Consider the following 20613-nt stretch of genomic DNA (forward strand, 5'->3'; position numbering starts at 1 on the left):
CCGGCCTGCCGCGACGCCACCCGCGCGCGAGCCGCGGCGGGCACGGGGCGGGGCCTTGTTGACTAGAGCTATTCAGCTGGCCAGGATGTGAATATTCAATGCCATGACGAGGAGGCCGCACCGATGACGGGACCGAGGCCGGTACGCGCGCCGCGCGGTACGGAACTGAGCGCCCTGGGCTGGCAGCAGGAAGCCGCGCTGCGCATGCTGCAGAACAACCTCGACCCCGAGGTGGCCGAGCACCCCGACAAGCTCGTCGTCTACGGTGGCACCGGCAAGGCCGCCCGCGACTGGAACTCCTTCGACGCGATGGTCCGCACCCTGCGCGGCCTGAAGCAGGACGAGACGATGCTGGTCCAGTCCGGCCGCCCGGTCGGCGTCATGCAGACCCACGAGTGGGCGCCCCGGGTGCTGATCGCCAACTCCAACCTGGTCGGCGACTGGGCCACCTGGGAGGAATTCCGCCGCCTCGAAGCGCTGGGCCTGACGATGTACGGCCAGATGACCGCGGGTTCGTGGATCTACATCGGCACCCAGGGCATCCTGCAGGGCACCTACGAGACCTTCGCCGCGGTCGCCGCCAAGCGCTTCGACGGCTCGCTCGCCGGCACCATCACCCTCACCGCGGGCCTCGGCGGCATGGGCGGCGCCCAGCCGCTCGCCGTCACCATGAACGGCGGCGTGGCCCTGTGCGTCGACGTCGACCCGCGGGCCATCGAGCGCCGCATCGAGCACCGCTACCTCGACGTGCGCGCCGACTCCCTCGACCACGCGCTGCGGCTGGCCACCGAGGCCCGCGACGCGCGCCGCCCGCTGTCCATCGGCGTCCTGGGCAACGCGGCGGAGCTGGTACCGCAACTGCTGGCCATGCAGGCGCCCATCGACATCGTCACCGACCAGACGTCGGCCCACGACCCGCTGGCGTACCTCCCGCTCGGCGTCGAGCACGCCGACATGGCTGACTACGCCGCCGCCGAGCCCGCCGAATTCACCCGGCGCGCCCGCGAGTCGATGGCCCGTCACGTCGAGGCGATGGTCGGCTTCCAGGACGCCGGCGCCGAGGTCTTCGACTACGGCAACTCCATCCGCGGCGAGGCACAGCTCGCCGGCTACGAGCGGGCCTTCGCCTTCCCCGGCTTCGTCCCCGCCTACATCCGCCCGCTGTTCTGCGAGGGCAAGGGCCCCTTCCGCTGGGCGGCGCTGTCCGGCGACCCGGCCGACATCCACCGGACCGACCGCGCCATCCTCGACCTCTTCCCGGAGAACGAGTCGCTGGCCCGCTGGATCAAGCTGGCAGGCGAGCGCGTCCACTTCCAGGGCCTGCCGGCCCGGATCTGCTGGCTCGGCTACGGGGAGCGCGACCGGGCCGGCGAGCGCTTCAACGAGATGGTCGCCGACGGCACGCTCAAGGCCCCCCTGGTGATCGGCCGCGACCACCTCGACTGCGGCTCCGTGGCCTCCCCCTACCGCGAGACCGAGGCCATGCTCGACGGCTCCGACGCGATCGCCGACTGGCCGCTGCTCAACGCCATGGTCAACGTCGCCTCCGGCGCGTCCTGGGTGTCGATCCACCATGGCGGCGGCGTCGGCATCGGCCGCAGCATCCACGCCGGCCAGGTCACCGTCGCCGACGGCACCGCGCTCGCCGGCGAGAAGATCCGCCGGGTGCTCACCAACGACCCGGGCATGGGCGTCATCCGCCATGTCGACGCCGGCTACGACCGGGCCGGCGACATCGCCACCGAACGCGGCGTCCGGGTACCGATGCGGGAATCCTCATGACGTCCGCCGCCGAGGGCGCCGGCTTCGCCACCATGTGGCGGGAGCTGGCCGCGGTCGGCAGGCACGCCGGGACCGGCGGCTACAGGCGCTACGCCTGGACGCCCGCGGACGCCGACTGCCGGGAGTGGTTCCGGGCGCAGGCCGAGGACCGGGGCCTGGCCTACGAGACGGACCGCAACGGCAACCAGTGGGCCTGGCTCGGTGATCCCGCGGCGGGCGACGCGGTCGTCACCGGCTCCCACCTGGACTCCGTGCCCGACGGCGGCGCCTTCGACGGGCCGCTCGGCGTCGTCTCGTCCTTCGCCGCCCTCGACGAGCTGCGCGGCCGCGGCGCCCGGCCGCGGCGGCCGCTGGCCGTCGTCAACTTCGTGGACGAGGAGGGGGCCCGCTTCGGCGTGGCCTGCGTCGGCTCCCGGCTGACCGCGGGCCGGCTCGCGCCGCAGGACGCCAGGGACCTGGTGGACGCCGACGGCGTCAGCCTCGCGCGGGCCATGGAGAAGGCCGGGCGGGACCCGGCGGCGATCGGCCCCGACCCCGAGCGCCTGGCCCGTATCGGCGCCTTCGTCGAGCTGCACGTCGAGCAGGGCCGCGCGCTGGACCTGCTGGGCCGGCCGGTCGGCGTCGCCTCGGCGATCTGGCCGCACGGCCGCTGGCGCTTCGACTTCCGCGGCGAGGCCAACCACGCGGGCACCACCCGGCTCGTGGACCGCCGCGACCCGATGCTGACCTACGCCACCACGGTGCTCGCCGCCAGGAAGAAGGCCCGGCTCGCCGGCGCGCTGGCGACCTTCGGCAAGGTCGCCGTCGAGCCGGGCGGCGTCAACGCCATCGCCTCGCGGGTCCGCGGCTGGCTGGACTCACGGGCCGCCGACGAGGAGACGCTCGCCGAGGTCGTGGCCGCGATCGAGCACGCGGCCAGGGAGCGCGGCGCCCGGGACGGCGTCGAGGTGAGCGTCGTACGCGAGTCGTTCACCCCGGTGGTCGAATTCGCCCACGACCTGCGTGATCGGCTTGCCGCCCTGCTCGGAGCGGGTTCACCGGCACCCGTTCTGCCGACCGGAGCGGGACACGACGCCGGAATCCTCTCGGCGGCCGTTCCGACCGCCATGCTGTTCGTACGCAACCCCACCGGCGTCTCGCACTCCCCGGCAGAAAGCGCGGCCGAGGACGACTGTCTCGCCGGAGTGTCCGCGCTCGCCGACGTATTGGAAGGTCTCGCGTGCAGGTGACGTACTGGCTGGAGAACGCCTGGCTCGGCACACACGCCGAACCGGGCATCGCCCTGACCGTGGCCGACGACCGGATCGCCGAGGTCCGTACCGGAGTCGAACGCCCGCCCGCCGGCGCGGCCGTGCTGCGCGGCCTGACCCTGCCGGGCCTGGCCAACGCCCACAGCCACGCCTTCCACCGGGCGCTGCGCGGCACCGCGCAGATCGGCTCGGAGGCCGGGGGGCAGGCGCCCGCCGGCGGCCGGCTGTCGGCGCCGACGTCCTTCTGGAGCTGGCGCGACGTCATGTACGGCGTCGCGCAGGCCCTCGACCCCGACAGCTACTTCACCCTCGCGCGCGCCGTCTACGCCGAGATGGCGCTGGCCGGCATCACCTGCGTCGGCGAATTCCACTATCTGCACCACCAGGGCGACGGCACGCCCTACGGCAACCCCAACGCCATGGGCGAGGCGCTGATCGCCGCCGCCGGCGAGGCCGGCATCAGGATCACGCTGCTGGACGCCGCCTATCTGCACGGCGGTTTCACCCGCACCTCCTACCGCCCCCTCGAAGGCCCGCAGCTGCGCTTCGGCGACGGCACCGCCGACCGCTGGTACGACCGCTGGTCGCAGCTCAAGGGCGAGGGCCACGCGAAGATCGGCGCCGCCGTGCACTCGGTGCGGGCCTTCTCCGACCGCGACGGCTACCGGGTCTTCGCCGAGCGCACCGCCGAGGTGCCCACCCACGTCCACCTGTCGGAGCAGACCGCGGAGAACGACGCCTGCCTCGCGCTGCACGGCCGCACCCCGACCCGGCTGCTGGCCGACTCCGGCTTCTGGCAGCGCAACACCACCGCAGTGCACGCCACCCACCTCACCGCCGGCGACACCGCGCTGCTCGGCGCCGCGGGCAGCACCGTGTGCATGTGCCCCACCACCGAGCGGGACCTGGCCGACGGCATCGGCCCGGCACCGCAACTGCGCCGCGCCGGCTGCCCGATGAGCCTGGGCAGCGACAGCCACGCGGTGATCGACCTCTTCGAGGAGGCACGGGCGGTGGAGCTCAACGAGCGGCTGCGAGCCAGGACCCGCGGCCACTGGACCGCGGCCCAACTGCTGCGCGCGGCCACCGAGGACGGCCACGCGAGCCTCGGCTGGCCGGACGCGGGCAAGCTGGAGGCGGGCGCCCTCGCCGACTTCACCACGATCGCGCTGGACTCCGTACGCACCGCGGGGCCGCCGGCCCGGCTGGCCGGTGAGACCGCGGTATTCGCGGCGACGGCGGCCGACGTACGCCACACGGTGGTGGGGGGCCGGCAGATCGTCCGCGACGGGCAGCACCAGTCGGTCCAGGACGTGCCGGCCGCGCTGGCCGACGCGATCGGCGCCCTCCGCGACTGACCCGCGCCCGCGGGCCGCCCCCGACGCCGGGTGCGGCCCGCCAGACGACCCCGACCAGACCCCACCGGCCAGCGAGAGCACGGATGACGACGACGACCGCCGCGGCGGCAGGCAAGGCGACCAGCACGGCCATCACCAATATCGGCAGCCTGGTCACCAACGATCCCTCCCTCTTCGCGATTGGCAGCGGCGGCAGCCGCGACCCCCTCGGGCTGATCCCGGGCGCCGCGGCCGTCGTCATCGACGGCGACCGCATCGCCTGGGTCGGTGCGTCCAGCAAAGCACCCGCCACCGACAACCGGGTCGACGCCGGCGGCCGCGCGCTGCTGCCCGGCTTCGTCGACTCCCACTCGCATCTGCTCTTCGCCGGGGAGCGCGGCGCCGAATTCGCCGCCAGGATGTCGGGGAGGCCCTATACGGCCGGCGGCATCCGCACCACGGTCGCCGCCACCCGCGCCGCCACCGACGCGGAGCTCGCCGCGACCCTCACCCGCTTCCTGGCCGAGGCGCTCCGGCAGGGCACGACCACCCAGGAGACCAAGTCGGGATACGGCCTCACCGTCCACGACGAGGCCCGCGCCCTGCAGATCGCCGCCCGGCACACCGACGAGGTCACCTACCTCGGCGCCCATGTCGTCGCGCCCGAATTCGCCGACGACCCGGCCGGCTACGTCGACCTGGTCACCGGGCCGATGCTGGACGCGTGCGCCCCGCATGCCCGCTGGGTCGACGTCTTCTGCGAGCGCGGCGCCTTCGACGGCGACCAGGCCCGCGCCGTCCTCACCGCGGGCATGTCCCGCGGGTTGATCCCGCGGGTGCACGCCAACCAGCTCGGCCCCGGCCCCGGCGTCCAGCTCGCCGTCGAGCTGGGGGCGGCCTCGGCCGACCACTGCACCCATCTGGCGGACGCCGACGTCGACGCGCTCGCGAGCGCCGCGGACACCACCGTGGCCACGCTGCTGCCGGGCGCGGAATTCTCCACCCGCGCCCGCTATCCCGACGCCCGCAGGCTGCTCGACGCGGGCGCCACGGTCGCGCTGTCCACCGACTGCAACCCGGGCTCGTCCTTCACCACATCCATGCCGTTCTGCGTCGCCGTCGCCGTCCGGGACATGGGCATGACCCCCGATGAGGCGGTGCTCGCCGCCACCCACGGCGGTGCGCGCGCCCTGCGCCGCAGCGACATCGGCAGGATCACCCCGGGCGCCCGCGCCGATCTGCTGCTGCTCGACGCGCCCAGCCATGTCCATCTGGCCTACCGTCCGGGCGTGCCCCTGGCGGCGGCGGTGTGGAAGGACGGCGTGCTGCGGACCCCGCGGGGGCCCGGCGGCCTACTCCTCGACGAGCAGCCCGCGGCGCAGCCGTGACAGCGTCCGGGTGAGCAGCCGCGACACGTGCATCTGCGAGATGCCCAGCTCGTCGCCGATCTCGGCCTGGGTCAGGTTGCCGACGAAGCGCAGCGACAGGATGGCCCGGTCGCGCTGCGGAAGCCGCGCGATCAGCGGCTTGAGGGACTCGACGTACTCGACGCCTTCGAGGTCGCGGTCCTCGTAGCCGATCCGGTCGGCGAGCGCGCCCTCCGGGTCGTCCTCGGCGGGCTGGGCGTCCAGCGAGCTGGCCGTGTAGGCGTTGCTCGCCGCCATGCCCTCGATGACCTCGTCCTCGGGCAGGTCGAGCCGGGCGGCCAGCTCGCGCACGGTCGGCGTGCGGTCCAGTTGCTGGGCCAGCTCGTCGCCGGCTTTCGCCAGGTCCAGCCGCAGCTCCTGAAGCCGCCGCGGCACCCGGACCGACCAGCTGGTGTCGCGGAAGAAGCGCTTGATCTCACCGACGATCGTCGGCATCGCGAAGGTCGGGAACTCGACGCCGCGACTCAGCTCGAACCGGTCGATCGCCTTGATCAGGCCGATCGTGCCGACCTGGATGATGTCCTCCATCGGCTCGCTGCGGGTGCGGAACCGGGACGCGGCGAATTTCACCAGGGCGAGGTTGAGCTCCACGAGCGTGTTGCGGACGTACGCGTACTCCTCGGTCCCCTCCTCAAGCCCGTGCAGGCGCGCGAAGAGCGTCTTGGACAGGGCGCGCGCGTCCACCGGTCCGATCTCGTCGTAGGGCGGAATCTCCGGGAGCCCCTCAAGCCCCTCGCACTGCTCCAGCGCTTGGTCCTCGTGATCCAGGCCGAGCCGGGGTGCCATATGGTCCTCCCTTTCTTGCGGCGGTCGGCTGTGCCGATTGCCGATGCCGTACCTCCACCCCTACGCCTGTTGCCGGGGGAGTCGCAAGTTATCGGGGAGTTTTCGGCGTTTCTACCGGGTGCGGGTGGTCACTGACCGTACATTCGGCGTTATCGTACGTGAGTGCGATACATTGCGGAGCTGGTTGCGTCATGATGACGACTACCGCCGCACGGGCGGAACGCGTAGGGTCAGCAATCGCGTCGGTCACGAAGGGCGAAGGAGTGCGAATGGACCGCGAAGCGGTCGACACAGCGGGTCTCGGCCGGCTGCATGTCGAGGTCGCGCAGCATGGCCACACCGCGGTCTTCACTCCGGCAGGTGAGCTCGACCACCACACCGCCGATCTGCTGAGCGAGCCGCTCGGCACGGCGATGGACGCCGGCGCGAACCGGCTGGTGATCGACTGCTCGCAGCTGGAGTTCTGCGACTCGACAGGCCTCAACGTGCTGTTGAGCGCGCGGCTGCGGGCCGAGGCGGAAGGCGGCGCCGTCCACCTGGTCGCGATGCGGCCCACCGTCGCCCGGGTGCTGGAGATCACCGGCGCCGAGGCGGTCTTCACCCTGCACGACACCCTTGACCAGGCGCTCAGGGAGTAGCCGGATGCTTACGGGGGCGGGACGCGCGGCCGGTGCCGCAAGGCAGCCCAGGTTTGGTGGTCGCCCGGACGTGTTCCGGGAGATCCTTCGGGCAGAAGAAGTTCGGACCCAGACGTACATCCGTGAGGTGAGGCCTAGATGAGCACCACCCGGCCCTTCGCCGCGGATGACCGTGAGCCGGATTCGGGCGAGCCCGCCGAGGTCGGCGAGACGGAGACCCGTGAGGCGGAGACCGCGCGGCGGCTCCGGCTCACCGGCGAGAGCGGCATCGTGCCACGGGCCAGGGACTTCACCCGGCAGGCGCTGCGCGACTGGGGCTGGCTGCCCGCCGCGACCGCCGATCGCAGAGCCGCCGCAGAGGACGTACTGCTCGTGGTCTCGGAGCTGGTCACCAACGCGTGCCTGCACGCCGGCGGCCCGGAAGAGCTGCTGCTGCGCCGCGGTCCGAAGTCCCTGCGCCTCGAAGTCGTCGACAGCGGCCCCGGCGAGCCCGCCCCCCGCACCCCGCACCGGGCCGGCCGTCCGGGCGGCCACGGGATGTTCATAGTCCAGCGCCTGTGCCTGGACTGGGGCGTCGTCCGCAACGGCGACCAGCCGGGCAAGACCGTCTGGGCGGAGCTGGCAGCCCCGTCCTGAACCGGCCGAACGTACCGCCGCAGTAGACGCCGGCAGGTTCTACGGCCGCAGGACGCCCCGGTGGGCCCGAAGGCCGCAGCGCGCCGGTAGGCCCTAAGGCCGCAGCACGCGCGTCAACGCGGCGAGCGCCGCCGGGTAAGCGCCCTCCCCGGGAGTGCCGTAGCCGACGATCAGTCCCCGCGGGCGACCGGGGGAGGAGCGGTCGCCGCCGTCCGCGCCGTGCCAGTGCCCGCCCAGGGCGTCGACGGCGAGGCCCTCGGCCGTGGCCCGGCGCAGCGTCGCCGCCTCGTCGGGGCCGTCCTGCGGCAGGCTGACCAGCGCGTGCAGCCCGGCCGCGATGCCCCGCAGTTCCACGCCGGGGCGCACCGCGGCGCCTTCCAGCCGCTCGACGAGCAGGTCGCGGCGGCGCCGGTAGCGCAGCCGGGAGGCGCGGACGTGCCGGTCGTAGGCGTGGTCGGCGATCAGGTCGGCCAGCGCCAACTGGCCCACGGCGCCGGTGTGGTAATCGCTGTAGAGCTTGGCCTCGGCGACCGGCCGCACCAGGTGCGGCGGCAGCACCATCCAGCCGAGCCGCAGCGCGGGCCCCAGCGTCTTCGACGCGGTGCCCAGGTAGACGACCTGGTCGGGGGCGGTGCCCTGGAGTGCGCCCACCGGCTGCCTGTCGTAGCGGAATTCGCCGTCGTAGTCGTCCTCGATCACCAGACCGCCGCCGGCCCGTGCCCAGTCGGTGAGCGCGTGCCGGCGGGCCGGATGGAGGGTGACGCCGGTCGGGTACTGGTGGGCCGGGGTGACCACCACCGCGTCCATCCGCGGCAGGTCCCCGCCCGCGCCCGCGCCGTGCTCGTCGACCGGCAGCGGTACCACCCGGCCGCCGGCCCGCCGGACCACCTCGCGGTGGAAGGGCAGCCCCGGGTCCTCCATACCCACCACGGGGCGCCCCAGCACCGCTGTCAGCAGCGCCAGGCCCTGCACGTAACCGGAGACGACCACGATGCGGTCGGGGTCGGCGACCACCCCGCGGGTCCTGCCGAGGTATTCGGCCAGTGCCGCCCGCAGTTCGGCCCTGCCGCGCGGGTCGCCGTAGTCGTAGGCCGCGGACGGCACGGCGCCCAGCGCGCGGCGGGTGGCGCGCAGCCATGCCGAGGTGGGGAAGGACGTGACGTCGGGGCTGCCGGGCCGCAGGTCGTGGCGCGGCGGGCGCGTGGCGGCGGACCTGCCGGGCGGCTGCGGCGACGGTCCCTGCGGGCGGTCGGCGACCACCGTGCCCGAGCCCTGGCGGGCGGTCAGGTACCCCTCGGCGGTGAGCTGGTCGTAGGCCGCCTTGACAGTGCCGCGGGACAGCCCCGTCTGCTCGGCCAGCCGGCGGCTGGAGGGCAGCCGGCTGCCGGGGGCGAGCCGGCCGTGGCGCACGGCGTCGCGCAGCGCCCGCTCAAGGGCCGCCCTGCGGCCCTGGGAGGTGCCGGGCGGCAGGTCGAGATGCAGGTCCACACCGGTCTCCCGGTGCTCGCCCGCCGCTGAAGTGGGCCAGGAATCATCCATGAAAGTGGACCTTACCCAGGATCCACTCGGTCAGTAGATTCACTGTCATGAGCACTGAGACCGCCACCGCCGTGAAGGCCGCCACCACCGAGGGGGACCTCGTCGTCCCCGCCGTCCGCCTCGCCGTGGACACCCTCGTCCCGCACGTCAACCGGGCCATGAACGCGCTGGACGCCGCCGCCCGCGACATCAGCCTCGAAGTCCCGCTGCTCGAACTGGTCAGGGCCCGCGCCTCGCAGCTGAACGGCTGCGCCTACTGCGTCGACACCCACAGCAAGGACGCCCGCGAGGGCGGCGAGAGCGAACGCCGCCTCTACGCGCTGCCGGTGTGGCGGGAGACCCCGTTCTTCACCGCCCGCGAACGGGCGGCGCTGGAGCTGACCGAGGCCGTCACCCGGCTCGCCGACGGGCAGGTCGGTGACGAGGTCTTCGCCCGCGCCGCCGCCCGGTTCAGCGACCAGGAACTGGCCGAACTCATCTGGGCGATCACCGTCATCAACGCCTGGAACAGGCTGGGCGCCACCGCGCGCCCCTGGCCGCTGTCCTGACCGCCCCGCGGCCGGCACGGGGCGGCCGCGGGGGGCGTGAGCGGACAGCGGCGTACCACCACCTCGGGCCAGGGGGGCGCGGACTACCATCAAGCCCATGACCCGCGTACTTCTGGCCGAGGACGACGCATCCATCTCGGAACCGCTCGCGCGCGCACTGCGCCGCGAGGGTTACGAGGTCGAGGTGCGCGAGGACGGACCCACCGCGCTGGAGGCGGCGCTGCTTGGTTCCGTCGACCTGGTGGTGCTCGACCTGGGCCTGCCCGGGATGGACGGCCTCGACGTGTGCCGGCGGATCCGCACCGAGGGCCACACCTTCCCGGTGCTGGTACTGACCGCCCGCGCCGACGAGGTCGACACGGTCGTCGGCCTGGACGCCGGCGCCGACGACTACGTGACCAAGCCCTTCCGGCTTGCCGAACTGCTGGCCCGGGTGCGCGCCCTGCTGCGGCGCGGCACCACCGAGCCCGCGCAGCCGTCCACCCACGGGGTGCGGATCGACGTCGAGTCGCACCGCGCCTGGATGGGCGACGACGAACTGCAACTCACCGCCAAGGAGTTCGACCTGCTCCGGGTGCTGGTGCGGGACGCGGGCCGGGTCGTCACCCGCGAGCAGCTGATGCGCGAGGTGTGGGACACCACATGGTGGTCGTCCACCAAGACCCTCGACATGCACATCTCCTGGCTGCGCAAGAAACTCGGCGACGACGCGGCCAACCCGCGGTACATCTCCACGGTTCGCGGAGTCGGTTTCCGGTTCGAGAAGAACTGACCCGCCGCCGCCGTGCGTCGCCGTCTCATCTCCTCCACGCTGGCCGTGGTGCTCGTCGTCATCGCCGTCTTCGGGCTGTCCCTGATCTTCGTGGAGACCAGGACCATCGAGAGCAGCGCGCGCGACGGCGTCGAGTCCGAGGCGGTGCGGCTGGTCGGCATCGTGGAGAACCGCATCGTGGCCGGCGAGAGCATCGACGCCAAGGGCCTGGACCGGCAGATCGCCGCCGACCGCTACGCGGTGGTGCAGGTGCCCGGCCACCCGCAGGTCACCCTCGGCGCCCGGCCCAAGGGCAAGGTCATCACCTCCACCCAGCGCGGCGACCACGGCGAGTCCGTCACCGTGGAGCAGTCGCGCTCCACCGTCAGCGAGGAGATCGGCCGCAATCTGCTGGTGATCCTGGCCGTCGCGCTGCTCGCCGTGCTGGCCGCGGTCGGTCTGGCCGTACGCCAGGCCAAGCGGCTGGCCAGCCCGCTCAGCGACCTCGCGGCGACCGCCGAACGCCTCGGCTCCGGTGACCCCCGCCCCCGGCACCGCCGCTACGGCGTGCCGGAACTGGACCGGATCGCCGACGTGCTGGACGCCAGCGCCGAGCGGATCGGGCGGATGCTCACCGCGGAGCGCCGGCTCGCCTCCGACGCCTCGCACCAGCTGCGGACCCCGCTGACCGCGCTGTCGATGCGGCTGGAGGAGATCGTGGCCACCGACGACCAGGAGACGGTCAAGGAGGAGGCGACGATCGCCCTCGGCCAGGTCGAGCGGCTCACCGACGTGGTGCAGCGGCTGCTGACCAACGCGCGCGACCCGCGGACCGGGTCCGCGGTCTACTTCGACCTCGACGAGGTCATCAAGCAGCAGGTCGAGGAGTGGCGCCCGGCGTACCAGAACGAGGGCCGGGCCATCGTCCGCTCCGGCACTCCCGCGCTGCGGGCGGTGGGCACCCCGGGGGCAGTCGCGCAGGTGCTGGCCACCCTGATCGAGAACTCGCTGATGCACGGCGCGGGCACGGTGGGGCTGCGCACCCGGGTGACCGGCAACCAGGCGGTCGTCGAGGTGACCGACGAGGGCCGCGGGGTGCCGTCCGACCTGGGCGCGCGGGTCTTCGAGCGCACGGTCAGCGGCCGCAATTCGACCGGGCTCGGCCTGGCGCTCGCCCGCGACCTGGCCGAGGCCGACGGCGGCCGGCTCGAACTGCTCCAGCAGCACCCCCCGGTCTTCGCCCTCTTCCTCGCCCGGCAGATGCAGCCCCCGCCGCCCCGCGAGGACATCGTCAGCTGAGCGCCGGCGGCCGTGCGGCGGTCAGACGCGCCGGTTCGCACCGGCCTTGCGCCGCCTGCGCCGATCCCCGGACACGCCGGTCGCGCCGGCGCACGTCGCGCCGCCGCCCGCCGTCAGGAAGGACTCGGCCTGCTCCACCGGGTCCCCCGCGGGGACCGCCCGGAAGACCCAGGTGCGGTACGACCAGAAGCGGAAGAGCGTCGCGACGCCGATGCCGACGAATTTGAAGATGTTGCTCTGCAGCTGGCTGTCCCAGTCGAAGCCGTACGTCGCCACGAACAGCACGCCGTTCTCGATCACCAGGCCGATGCAGCTGAAGCCCAGGAAGCGCCCCAGCTCCTTGGTGCGGCCTGCCTTGCCGCGGTCCCGGTAGGTGAAGTAGCGGAAGCCCAGGTAGTTGAAGGCGATGGACACCAGTGTCGCCAGCACGCTGGCCCGGACCGTCTGCAGCCCGGTGCTGTGCCGCACCAGGTTGAAGACCCCGATGTTGACCAGGACGCCCACACCGCCCACTGCCCCGAACTTCGCGATCTCGCGGTACATCAGGGCCAGCTTGCCGCGCAGGGCGCTGAATCCGGTCATGGTGATCGCTCGGGCCCTGTCTGTCGGGGATGGTCGATGCCGCCGGTCGGCGGGGCAGGATTTCGGTGTCCTTCATGCTAACCGCCCCCCGGAAGTCGCCGCGGAGCCGTCCGGCGTTCGGGCGGTCGTACGCCGGATACGCTGGTAGGGCCATCATCGGGGGATCGGCCCCCGTGCACCACCGGCAGGAAAAAACGTGACATTCCCCGTAGTCGGCATGGTCGGCGGCGGCCAGCTCGCCCGTATGACCCACGAGGCGGGCATCCCGCTCGGCATCAGGTTCAGGATTCTCAGCGACACCGCACAGGACTCGGCCGCGCTGGTCGCCGCGGACGTCACCGTCGGCGACTACCGCGACCTCGACACGCTGCGCGCCTTCGCCCAGGGCTGCGACGTGATCACCTTCGACCACGAGCACGTGCCGACCGGGCACCTGCGCGCCCTGGAGGCGGACGGCGTCGTGGTACGCCCGGGGCCCGACGCGCTGCTGCACGCGCACGACAAGGGCGTCATGCGGGCCAGGCTCGCCGAGATCGGCGTGCCCTGCCCGCGCAACCGGATCGTCGCCGACCCGGCGGACGTCACCCGGTTCGCCGCGGAGACCGCGGGCTACCCGCTGGTCCTCAAGACGGTGACCGGCGGCTACGACGGCAAGGGCGTGTGGTTCGTCCGGGCCGAGGCGGACGCGGCGGACGCCTTCCGCGCCGGGGTGCCGGTGCTCGCCGAGGAGAAGGTCGACTTCGTGCGCGAGCTGGCCGCGAACGTCGTGCGCTCGCCGCACGGCCAGGCGGTGGCCTATCCGGTGGTGGAGTCCGTGCAGGTCGACGGGGTGTGCGACACGGTGATCGCGCCGGCGCCCGGCCTGCCCGACCTTCTCTCGGCGCGGGCCCAGCGCCTCGCGCTCACGGTGGCCCGCGAGCTCGGCGTGGTGGGCCATCTCGCCGTCGAGCTGTTCGAGACCGCCGACGGCCGCCTGCTGGTCAACGAGCTGGCGATGCGCCCGCACAACAGCGGCCACTGGACCATCGACGGCGCCGCCACCTCGCAGTTCGCCAACCACCTGCGGGCCGTGCTCGACCTGCCGCTCGGCGACCCGCGGCCGCGGACCCGCTGGACGGTGATGGCGAACGTGCTCGGCGGCGACTACTCCGACATGTACGCCGGCTATCTGCACTGCATGGCCCGCGACCCCGGGCTGAAGATCCACATGTACGGCAAGGACGTGAAGCCCGGCCGCAAGGTCGGCCACGTCACCACCTACGGCGACGACCTGGACGACGTGCGCGAGCGCGCCCGTCACGCGGCCGACTACCTGCGAGGGACGATCGATGAGTGAAGCGAGCGGGACGGCCGTGCCCGCGGTGGGCATCGTCATGGGCTCCGACTCCGACTGGCCGGTGATGGAGGCCGCCGCCCACGCGCTGCAGGAGTTCGACGTCACCTTCGAGGTCGACGTCGTCTCGGCGCACCGCATGCCGCACGAGATGGTCGCCTACGGCGAGCAGGCCGCCGGCCGCGGGCTCCAGGTGATCATCGCGGGCGCCGGCGGCGCCGCGCACCTGCCCGGCATGCTCGCCTCGGTCACCCCGCTGCCGGTCATCGGGGTGCCGGTGCCGCTGAAGTACCTGGACGGCATGGACTCGCTGCTGTCCATCGTGCAGATGCCGGCCGGTGTGCCGGTCGCGACCGTCTCGGTGGCCGGCGCGCGCAACGCCGGGCTGCTCGCGGTCCGCATCCTGGCCGCGCACGACCAGGAGCTGCAGGCGCGGATGCGGGACTTCCAGGCATCGCTCAACGAGCAGGCCACCGAGAAGGGCCGCCGGCTGCGCGCCAAGGTGACCGGCGCGGCGGGCTTCGGCTTCGCCAAGTAGGCCGCCGCCGTGTGCGCCGCCGCCGTGTGCGGCGGCGTGACGGCGTATGCCGCCGCATAGGCTGGCCTGCATGGACCTCCTCGCCCGCGCCCGCGACCTGCTCGCCGCCCACCCCGTCGTCGACGGGCACAACGACCTGCCCTGGGCGCTGCGCAAGCAGGTCTCCTACGACCTCGACCGGCTGGACATCTCGGCCGACCAGAGCGACCGGCTGCACACCGACATCCCCCGGCTGCGGGCCGGCGGCGTCGGCGGCCAGTTCTGGTCGGTCTACGTGTCGGTGGAACTGGCCGGCGCGGACGCGGTCACCGCGACCCTGGAGCAGATCGACGTCGTCCACCGGATGACCGAGCGCTATCCCGACGACCTGATGCTCGCGCTGACCGCCGACGACCTCGAGGAAGCCCGTGGCAGGGGCCGTATCGCCTCACTGATGGGCGCCGAGGGCGGTCACAGCATCGACTGCTCCCTGGCCGTTCTGCGGGCCTTCCACGCCCTCGGCGTGCGCTACATGACGCTCACCCACAACGACAACACCCCGTGGGCGGACTCCGCCACCGACGAGCCCGCCGCCGGCGGCCTGACCGCCTTCGGCGAGGAGGTCGTCAGGGAGATGAACCGGCTCGGCATGCTGGTGGATCTCTCGCACGTCTCCGCCGACACCATGCGCGCCGCCCTGCGGGTGGCCGAGGCGCCGGTGCTCTTCTCGCACTCCTCGGCCCGCGCGGTCTGCGACCACGTGCGCAACATCCCCGACGACGTGCTCGCCCGACTGCCCGTCAACGGAGGCGTGGCCATGGCCACCTTCGTACCGAAGTTCATCCTCCCCGCGGCCATCGAGTGGACCGCGGCGGCCGACGACAACATGCGCGCGCACGGGCTGCACCCGCTGGACACCACCCCGCGGGGGATGGCCGTCCAGCGGGCCTACGAAGCGGCGCACCCGCGCCCGGCAGCCACTGCGGCGACCGTCGCGGACCACCTCGACCACATGCGCGAGGTGGCCGGCGTCGACCACATCGGCATCGGCGGCGACTTCGACGGCACCGCCTTCACACCCGACGGCCTGAGCGACGTGGCCGGCTACCCGAACCTGGTCGCCGAGCTCCTGCGCCGCGGCTGGTCGGACGCCGACCTGGCCAAGCTGACGTGGCACAACGCGGTGCGGGTGCTGCGCGACGCGGAGTCGGCCGCGGCCGCGCTCCGGGTGAAGCGCGGGCCGTCGACCATGGCGCAGCCGGTCGGCTGACCCCGTCCGGCCCCGGTCAGGGCCGCGCGGGCGGCCTCAGCAGGCGCACAGGCAGAAGGGGTGCCCGGCGGGGTCGGCGTAGACCCGCCAGTTGCGGGTGCCTTCGAGGTCGCCCTCCAGCAGGGTCGCGCCCAGCGCGAGCACCTTCTTCTCCGCGTCGTCCATCTCCGGGCGCGGCACCGCGATGTCCGTGTGGAACTGCTGCGGGCGCTCAGGGTCGGGCCACTCGGGCGCCCGGTGTCCTGGGGCGAGCTGGAAGGACAGCGCGGGACCGTCCTCGCGGTTCAGTTCCACCCACGTCTCGTCCTCCACCTCGACGGTGCCGCCCACCAGCTCGGCGTAGAACGCGGCAAGGGCGGCGGGGTCGGGACAGTCGAGGACGACGGCGCTCAGCCGGCCGATCATGCGGGTCCTTTCGTCGGAACGGTGTTACCGGCTTAGGCGTGCTACCGGTAACCGTTACTTCATGATGGCGGTACGGCGGTAACGTGGCAAGGGTGGAGCAGCCCGGAGTACGCGATCCCGCGCCCGAACCGCTGCGGCTCGTGCAGGACCTGGTCAACACCGTGGACCTGGAGGGCGGCAGCGAGGAGTTGCGTACCGCCGAGGAGGCCGCGGACTGGGCGCGCGGCCGGGGCCTGTCGGGGCGCGGCTACGACGCGGACGCCCTCGCCGACGTCCTGACGCTGCGGGAGGCCCTGCGGGACGTCTGCGCGGCCCACGCGGGCACCGACGTCCCCGCCGCCACCACGGCCGCCCTGGACCGGCTGCTGGCGCGCGCACCGCTGCGGCTGGCCGTCGACGCCGAGGGTCGCGCGACCGTGGTCCCCGCCGGCGGGCTCGCCGGCGCGGACGAGCTGGCCGCCGCGGTGGCGGCGGCCATCGTGCGGGCCACCGCCGACGGCACCTGGCCGCGGCTGAAGGCCTGCGCCGCCGGCACCTGCCGCTGGGTCTACTACGACCGCAGCCCGGCGGGCCGCAGCCGCTGGTGCACGATGGCGATCTGCGGCAGCCGGGCCAAGATGCGGACCTACCGGAAGAACGGGCGGGTCAGCGCGCCGGAAGCGGGCTGACCCCGGCCGCGGCGCCGGACCTGCGGTGCGCGGCGGCGGTGAGGCCGACCGCTACCGCGATCACCGCGGCCAGGACCAGGCTCACCGGCCCCGTGCCCCAGCCGAGCCCGCCACGGGAGACGGGCACGCCCATCCAGTCGGCGAAGGACGCGCCCAGCGGGCGGGTCAGCACGTAGGCCCACCAGAAGGTGGCCACCGCGCTCATGCCGGCCAGCCGTCCCAGCGCGGGGACGGCGATCAGCGCGGCGAAGGCGACACCGGAGGAGAAGTAGCCCAGGTGCCAGGTGCCCGCGGTCAGGTCGCCCGTGGCGGTGCCGAGCGCGAAGGTGGTGAGCACCGTCGCCCAGTAGAACCGCTCCCGGCGCACGGTGCTGATGCTGTGGATCGACAAGGTGCCCTCGCTGCGGTACCAGGCGATGAGCACTCCCGCGAGCAGCAGGGCGAAGGCGACGGTGGAGACGGCGTACGGGATGCCGCCGACGACATGGATGACGTCGGCGGCCATGGTGCCGAACACGCTGACCATGACGACGGCCGACCAGTAGATCCACGGCGAATAGCGCGGGGCGCGCAACTGCAGCATCAGTGCCGCCGCCAGGCCGAGCAGCCCGATCGCGCCCGCGAGCACCGGGCTCATGGCGCGGCCGAGGAAGTCGGACGTCGTCTCGCCCATGCCGGTGGTGAGCACCTTGGTCACCCAGAAGCCGACGGTGATCCTGGCCGGCACCTTGGTCCACGCCGTGGCGGCGGCGGCACCGCCGCGGGGTACGGCCGTCCGCCGGTGGCGGGTGCCGGTCCCGCCCGGCCTGGAGTCGTTCATGGGCACCGCCATTCCCGGCGCCGGTGCGCCGCAGCCACTTCCCGGTTCGACCCGGCGTCTACAGGACTGTAGACGAAGTGGTCGGGGGCACCGCCGCCGACCACCCCGGCTTTACCGGTTCTATGCCTGCGCAGCTCGCTGCGCCCGCGTTACTGCGAGCCCTCTGCCCTACGCGTGCGGGCGGCCCATCGCGCGGTAGGTCCAGCCGGCCTTCCGCCACACGGCCGGGTCCAGGGAGTTGCGGCCGTCGAGCACCGAGCGGCCGCGCGCCACGTCGGCCAGCTCGCCCGGGTCCAGCTCGCGGAATTCCCGCCACTCGGTCAGGTGCAGCACTATGTCGGCGCCCCGTACCGCGTCCAGAGCCGTCTGTGCGTAGCCGAGGGTGGGGAAGAGCGAGCGGGCGTTGTCCATGCCCTTGGGGTCGTAGACGGTGACCTGACCGCCCTGCAACTGGATCTGGCCCGCCACGTTGAGCGCGGGGGAGTCCCGTACGTCGTCGGAGTCCGGCTTGAAGGTCGCGCCGAGCACCGCGACCCGGCAGCCGAGGAAACCGCCGCCCAGTGCCTCGCGGGCCATCTCCACCATGTGGGTGCGGCGCCGCATGTTGATGGAGTCGACCTCGCGCAGGAAGGTCAGCGCCTGGTCGGCGCCCAGCTCGCCGGCCCTGGCCATGAAGGCGCGGATGTCCTTGGGCAGGCAGCCGCCGCCGAAGCCGATGCCGGCCCGCAGGAACTTGCGGCCGATCCGGTCGTCGTAGCCGATCGCCTCGGCGAGCTTGGCCACGTCGCCGCCGGCCGCCTCGCTGACCTCGGCCATGGCGTTGATGAACGAGATCTTCGTGGCGAGGAAGGCGTTCGCCGCGGTCTTGACCAGCTCGGCCGTCGGATAGTCGGCGACGACGAAAGGAGTGCCTTCTGCGATGGGTGTGGCGTAAACCTCCCGCAGGAGGGATTCCGCGCGCTCGCTCGTCACGCCCACCACGATCCGGTCCGGGTGCAGGGTGTCCTGCACCGCGAAGCCCTCGCGCAGGAACTCCGGATTCCACGCCAGCTCCACGCCCGCGCCCGCCGGCGCCAGCTCGGCCAGCAGCGCCGCCAGCCGGGCCGCGCTGCCCACCGGCACGGTGGACTTGCCGACCACCAGCGCGTGCCGCCGCAGATGCGGGGCCAGCATCGAGAAGGCGCGGTCCACGTAGCTCATGTCGCAGGCGTACTCGCCCTGCTTCTGCGGGGTGTTGACGCACACGAAGTGCACGTCGCCGAATTCGGCCACCTCCTCCCACGACAGGGTGAAGCGCAGCCGCCCGCTCGACCCCTCGATCCCCGCCACGTGCTTGGCGAGCAGCTCTTCGAGACCCGGCTCGAACATCGGCACCCGGCCCTGCGACAGCATCTCGATCTTTCGCGGCTCGATGTCGAGCGCGAGCACGTCGAAACCGAGTTCGGCCATGGCGACGGCGTGGGTGGCGCCGAGATAGCCGGTACCGATGACGGTGAGCTTCAGTGGCATGGGCCAGAGCATAGTCGGCACAGGCTGGGCCAAACGGGGGGCGCGTGCAGGTCGGCCGGTCCACAATGCGGTGACTCGACCACAGGGGTGGGGAACGGCAGGGGTGGGGGCGATCGTGGCTGGTAAGGACGACGACAGAGCCGGCGTGGCAGGGGATGCGGAGCCGCCCGGCGCGCCCGGCCCCGGCGACACGGCGGAACCGGGCGGCACAGCCGAGCCGGGGGACATAGCCGAGCCGGCGCACATTCCCGAGCCACGTGACATACCCGAGCCGGGCGACACAGTTGAGCCACGTGAGATACCCGAGCCGGGCGCCACACCCGGGGCAGCCGGCCCTTCCGAGCCGGGCGACGTACCCGAGGTGGCCGGCCCTTCCGAGCCGGGCGCGAAACCCGGGCCGCCCGACCGCCGCGCCCGGATCAGGCGCCGCACCCGCCGGGTGCTGTTCGGCGCGCTCATCCTGCTGTGCACCGGCGCCCTGCTGATCGCCGGCACCGGCTACTGGGCGTACGAGCACTACACCGGCCGCGTCCAGCGCATCCCGCACGCCTTCCCCACCGACGTGCCGGCCGACGCGCTCCCGCCACCGTCGAAGAGCGGCAGCCAGACCTTCCTGCTGGTCGGCCTGGACTCCCGCTCCGACCTGCCCACCACCGGCAACGACGCCGAGGCGCCGGAGTGGAAGCCGGGCGCCCAGCGCAGCGACACGATGATGCTGGTGCACCTGCCGGCCGACCACAAGCACGCCTACGTCGTCTCGCTGCCCCGTGACTCCTGGGTGAACATCCCCGGCCACGGCATGGCCAAGCTGAACGCCGCCTTCTCATGGGGCGGCCCGCCGCTGCTGATCGACACCGTGCAGCGGCTGACGAAGGTCAGGATCGACCACCTGGCGGTCATCGACTGGAGCGGCTTCAGGGAGCTGACCGACGCGGTCGGCGGCGTCGACATCACCGTCGACAGGACCGTCTCGCGCCGCAACGGCCCCGGCGGGGTGTGGACCGCGGGCCCGCACCACATGGACGGAGCCGACGCGCTGGACTACGTACGCGAGCGCTACGGCCTGCCGAACGGCGACCTCGACCGTACCCACCGGCAGCAGAACTTCCTGCGGGCGGTGCTGGCGAAGACGCTCTCCGGCGGCACGGTCACCAATCCGCTCAAGCTCAAGCGCACCCTGGACCAGGTCACCTCGGTGGTCAGCGTGGACGACCGGCTGTCCGACGGGGCGCTGCGCAACCTGGTGTGGGACCTGCGCTCGGTGCGCGCCTCGGACATGGCCTTCATGAACACGCCTGTCGCGGGCTTCGACTCCATCGGCAAGCAGTCGGTCGTGCTGCTCGACGCCAACGGCGGCGCGGAGCTGTGGGAGGCGATGCGCAACGACACTATGGCCGGCTTCGTGGCCACCCACAGCCTCGACACGCTCGGCAGCCGGGTGTCGTGAGGGGCGGGTCGGGCGGCCGGCGGCCTTCATGTCGGGAACGTCACGTAGGCCTGATCATGGGCCCGGCCC

Annotated in this window: 20 protein-coding genes; 14 read left to right on the forward strand and 6 right to left on the reverse strand. The window is 73.2% G+C overall.

Features of this window, described 5'->3' with window-relative positions:
• Window positions 1-123 precede the first annotated feature (123 nt).
• From hutU to hutI, 4 genes are all read left to right on the forward strand, one after another.
• Window positions 124-1782 (forward strand): urocanate hydratase, encoded by a 1659-nt coding sequence (gene hutU / locus BUE44_RS14125; RefSeq protein WP_073497944.1) that lies wholly within the window; start codon window positions 124-126, stop codon window positions 1780-1782.
• Window positions 1779-3011 carry an allantoate amidohydrolase gene (locus tag BUE44_RS14130; protein WP_073497946.1) on the forward strand — a complete coding sequence of 411 codons (1233 nt, stop codon included), beginning with the start codon at window positions 1779-1781 and terminating at the stop codon, window positions 3009-3011. Before hutU ends, BUE44_RS14130 begins: the two co-directional genes overlap by 4 nt.
• Window positions 3002-4390, forward strand: a complete 1389-nt coding sequence (locus BUE44_RS14135; RefSeq protein WP_073497948.1) for a formimidoylglutamate deiminase — start codon at window positions 3002-3004, stop codon at window positions 4388-4390. Before BUE44_RS14130 ends, BUE44_RS14135 begins: the two co-directional genes overlap by 10 nt.
• Window positions 4391-4473: 83 nt before the next feature.
• The gene (gene hutI / locus BUE44_RS14140) at window positions 4474-5757 is read left to right on the forward strand and encodes an imidazolonepropionase (RefSeq protein ID WP_073497950.1); all 1284 of its coding nucleotides are present in this window, start codon (window positions 4474-4476) and stop codon (window positions 5755-5757) included.
• Here hutI and BUE44_RS14145 read toward each other — a convergent pair.
• Complete coding sequence (locus BUE44_RS14145) at window positions 5722-6582, reverse strand: RNA polymerase sigma factor SigF (RefSeq protein ID WP_073497952.1); 861 nt, start codon at window positions 6580-6582, stop codon at window positions 5722-5724. The two genes, hutI and BUE44_RS14145, sit on opposite strands and share 36 nt — an antisense overlap.
• 269 nt (window positions 6583-6851) lie before the next feature.
• Between BUE44_RS14145 and BUE44_RS14150 the strand changes: the two genes are divergently transcribed.
• Both BUE44_RS14150 and BUE44_RS14155 read left to right on the forward strand, forming a co-directional pair.
• Window positions 6852-7220 carry an STAS domain-containing protein gene (locus BUE44_RS14150; protein ID WP_073497955.1) on the forward strand — a complete coding sequence of 123 codons (369 nt, stop codon included), beginning with the start codon at window positions 6852-6854 and terminating at the stop codon, window positions 7218-7220.
• A gap of 138 nt (window positions 7221-7358) precedes the next feature.
• Window positions 7359-7856, forward strand: a complete 498-nt coding sequence (locus BUE44_RS14155; protein ID WP_073497957.1) for an ATP-binding protein — start codon at window positions 7359-7361, stop codon at window positions 7854-7856.
• Between the two features lie 93 nt (window positions 7857-7949).
• Here the strand turns inward: BUE44_RS14155 and pdxR are convergent, their stop codons facing one another.
• On the reverse strand, window positions 7950-9395 hold the full coding sequence (pdxR, locus tag BUE44_RS14160) for a MocR-like pyridoxine biosynthesis transcription factor PdxR (protein ID WP_073497959.1): 1446 nt from the start codon (window positions 9393-9395) through the stop codon (window positions 7950-7952).
• A 47-nt stretch (window positions 9396-9442) separates the two neighbouring features.
• Here pdxR and BUE44_RS14165 point away from each other — a divergent pair, with 47 nt between their 5' ends.
• The 3 genes from BUE44_RS14165 to BUE44_RS14175 all read left to right on the forward strand — a co-directional run bounded on the left by BUE44_RS14165 (window position 9443) and on the right by BUE44_RS14175 (window position 11993).
• Window positions 9443-9943 (forward strand): carboxymuconolactone decarboxylase family protein, encoded by a 501-nt coding sequence (locus BUE44_RS14165; RefSeq protein WP_079189713.1) that lies wholly within the window; start codon window positions 9443-9445, stop codon window positions 9941-9943.
• A gap of 97 nt (window positions 9944-10040) precedes the next feature.
• The gene (locus tag BUE44_RS14170) at window positions 10041-10715 is read left to right on the forward strand and encodes a response regulator transcription factor (RefSeq protein ID WP_073497961.1); all 675 of its coding nucleotides are present in this window, start codon (window positions 10041-10043) and stop codon (window positions 10713-10715) included.
• A gap of 12 nt (window positions 10716-10727) precedes the next feature.
• Complete coding sequence (locus BUE44_RS14175; protein ID WP_073497964.1) at window positions 10728-11993, forward strand: ATP-binding protein; 1266 nt, start codon at window positions 10728-10730, stop codon at window positions 11991-11993.
• A gap of 21 nt (window positions 11994-12014) precedes the next feature.
• Here BUE44_RS14175 and BUE44_RS14180 read toward each other — a convergent pair whose 3' ends face one another.
• Window positions 12015-12575 (reverse strand): GtrA family protein, encoded by a 561-nt coding sequence (locus BUE44_RS14180; RefSeq protein WP_079189714.1) that lies wholly within the window; start codon window positions 12573-12575, stop codon window positions 12015-12017.
• A 196-nt stretch (window positions 12576-12771) separates the two neighbouring features.
• Between BUE44_RS14180 and BUE44_RS14185 the strand changes: the two genes are divergently transcribed.
• The 3 genes from BUE44_RS14185 (at window position 12772) to BUE44_RS14195 (ending at window position 15695) form a co-directional block, all read left to right on the forward strand.
• The gene (locus BUE44_RS14185) at window positions 12772-13911 is read left to right on the forward strand and encodes a 5-(carboxyamino)imidazole ribonucleotide synthase (protein ID WP_073497966.1); all 1140 of its coding nucleotides are present in this window, start codon (window positions 12772-12774) and stop codon (window positions 13909-13911) included.
• Window positions 13904-14446, forward strand: coding sequence for a 5-(carboxyamino)imidazole ribonucleotide mutase (purE, locus tag BUE44_RS14190; RefSeq protein ID WP_073497968.1), 543 nt, complete (start codon window positions 13904-13906; stop codon window positions 14444-14446). Before BUE44_RS14185 ends, purE begins: the two co-directional genes overlap by 8 nt.
• A gap of 70 nt (window positions 14447-14516) precedes the next feature.
• A complete protein-coding gene (locus BUE44_RS14195; RefSeq protein WP_073497970.1) occupies window positions 14517-15695 on the forward strand; it encodes a dipeptidase in 1179 nt (392 codons plus the stop codon).
• Between the two features lie 36 nt (window positions 15696-15731).
• Here BUE44_RS14195 and BUE44_RS14200 read toward each other — a convergent pair whose 3' ends face one another.
• Window positions 15732-16100 (reverse strand): VOC family protein, encoded by a 369-nt coding sequence (locus BUE44_RS14200; protein WP_073497973.1) that lies wholly within the window; start codon window positions 16098-16100, stop codon window positions 15732-15734.
• Window positions 16101-16192: 92 nt separating this feature from the next.
• On the opposite strand from BUE44_RS14200, the gene BUE44_RS14205 reads away from it, so the two are divergent.
• Complete coding sequence (locus BUE44_RS14205; protein WP_073497975.1) at window positions 16193-16768, forward strand: CGNR zinc finger domain-containing protein; 576 nt, start codon at window positions 16193-16195, stop codon at window positions 16766-16768.
• On the opposite strand, the gene BUE44_RS14210 is transcribed toward BUE44_RS14205, so the two are convergent.
• Together BUE44_RS14210 and BUE44_RS14215 are read right to left on the reverse strand one after the other, a co-directional pair.
• Window positions 16746-17588, reverse strand: a complete 843-nt coding sequence (locus BUE44_RS14210; protein WP_073498081.1) for a COG4705 family protein — start codon at window positions 17586-17588, stop codon at window positions 16746-16748. The two genes, BUE44_RS14205 and BUE44_RS14210, sit on opposite strands and share 23 nt — an antisense overlap.
• Before the next feature lie 168 nt (window positions 17589-17756).
• Window positions 17757-19097, reverse strand: a complete 1341-nt coding sequence (locus BUE44_RS14215; protein ID WP_073498083.1) for a UDP-glucose dehydrogenase family protein — start codon at window positions 19095-19097, stop codon at window positions 17757-17759.
• A gap of 361 nt (window positions 19098-19458) precedes the next feature.
• On the opposite strand from BUE44_RS14215, the gene BUE44_RS14220 reads away from it, so the two are divergent.
• The gene (locus tag BUE44_RS14220; RefSeq protein WP_235002135.1) at window positions 19459-20544 is read left to right on the forward strand and encodes an LCP family protein; all 1086 of its coding nucleotides are present in this window, start codon (window positions 19459-19461) and stop codon (window positions 20542-20544) included.
• Window positions 20545-20613 lie beyond the last annotated feature (69 nt).

The sequence above is a fragment of the Actinacidiphila paucisporea genome (genome assembly GCF_900142575.1).
GTDB lineage: Bacteria > Actinomycetota > Actinomycetes > Streptomycetales > Streptomycetaceae > Actinacidiphila > Actinacidiphila paucisporea.

Excerpts from the sequence above, each read along its gene's own strand:
- hutU (WP_073497944.1), top strand. The coding sequence starts at position 124 with ATGACGGGACCGAGGCCGGTACGCGCGCCGCGCGGTACGGAACTGAGC.
- BUE44_RS14130 (WP_073497946.1), top strand. The coding sequence starts at position 1,779 with ATGACGTCCGCCGCCGAGGGCGCCGGCTTCGCCACCATGTGGCGGGAG.
- hutI (WP_073497950.1), top strand. The coding sequence starts at position 4,474 with ATGACGACGACGACCGCCGCGGCGGCAGGCAAGGCGACCAGCACGGCC.
- BUE44_RS14145 (WP_073497952.1), bottom strand. The coding sequence starts at position 6,582 with ATGGCACCCCGGCTCGGCCTGGATCACGAGGACCAAGCGCTGGAGCAG.
- BUE44_RS14150 (WP_073497955.1), top strand. The coding sequence starts at position 6,852 with ATGGACCGCGAAGCGGTCGACACAGCGGGTCTCGGCCGGCTGCATGTC.
- BUE44_RS14155 (WP_073497957.1), top strand. The coding sequence starts at position 7,359 with ATGAGCACCACCCGGCCCTTCGCCGCGGATGACCGTGAGCCGGATTCG.
- pdxR (WP_073497959.1), bottom strand. The coding sequence starts at position 9,395 with ATGGATGATTCCTGGCCCACTTCAGCGGCGGGCGAGCACCGGGAGACC.
- BUE44_RS14165 (WP_079189713.1), top strand. The coding sequence starts at position 9,443 with ATGAGCACTGAGACCGCCACCGCCGTGAAGGCCGCCACCACCGAGGGG.
- BUE44_RS14170 (WP_073497961.1), top strand. The coding sequence starts at position 10,041 with ATGACCCGCGTACTTCTGGCCGAGGACGACGCATCCATCTCGGAACCG.
- BUE44_RS14180 (WP_079189714.1), bottom strand. The coding sequence starts at position 12,575 with ATGACCGGATTCAGCGCCCTGCGCGGCAAGCTGGCCCTGATGTACCGC.
- purE (WP_073497968.1), top strand. The coding sequence starts at position 13,904 with ATGAGTGAAGCGAGCGGGACGGCCGTGCCCGCGGTGGGCATCGTCATG.
- BUE44_RS14195 (WP_073497970.1), top strand. The coding sequence starts at position 14,517 with ATGGACCTCCTCGCCCGCGCCCGCGACCTGCTCGCCGCCCACCCCGTC.
- BUE44_RS14200 (WP_073497973.1), bottom strand. The coding sequence starts at position 16,100 with ATGATCGGCCGGCTGAGCGCCGTCGTCCTCGACTGTCCCGACCCCGCC.
- BUE44_RS14210 (WP_073498081.1), bottom strand. The coding sequence starts at position 17,588 with ATGAACGACTCCAGGCCGGGCGGGACCGGCACCCGCCACCGGCGGACG.
- BUE44_RS14215 (WP_073498083.1), bottom strand. The coding sequence starts at position 19,097 with ATGCCACTGAAGCTCACCGTCATCGGTACCGGCTATCTCGGCGCCACC.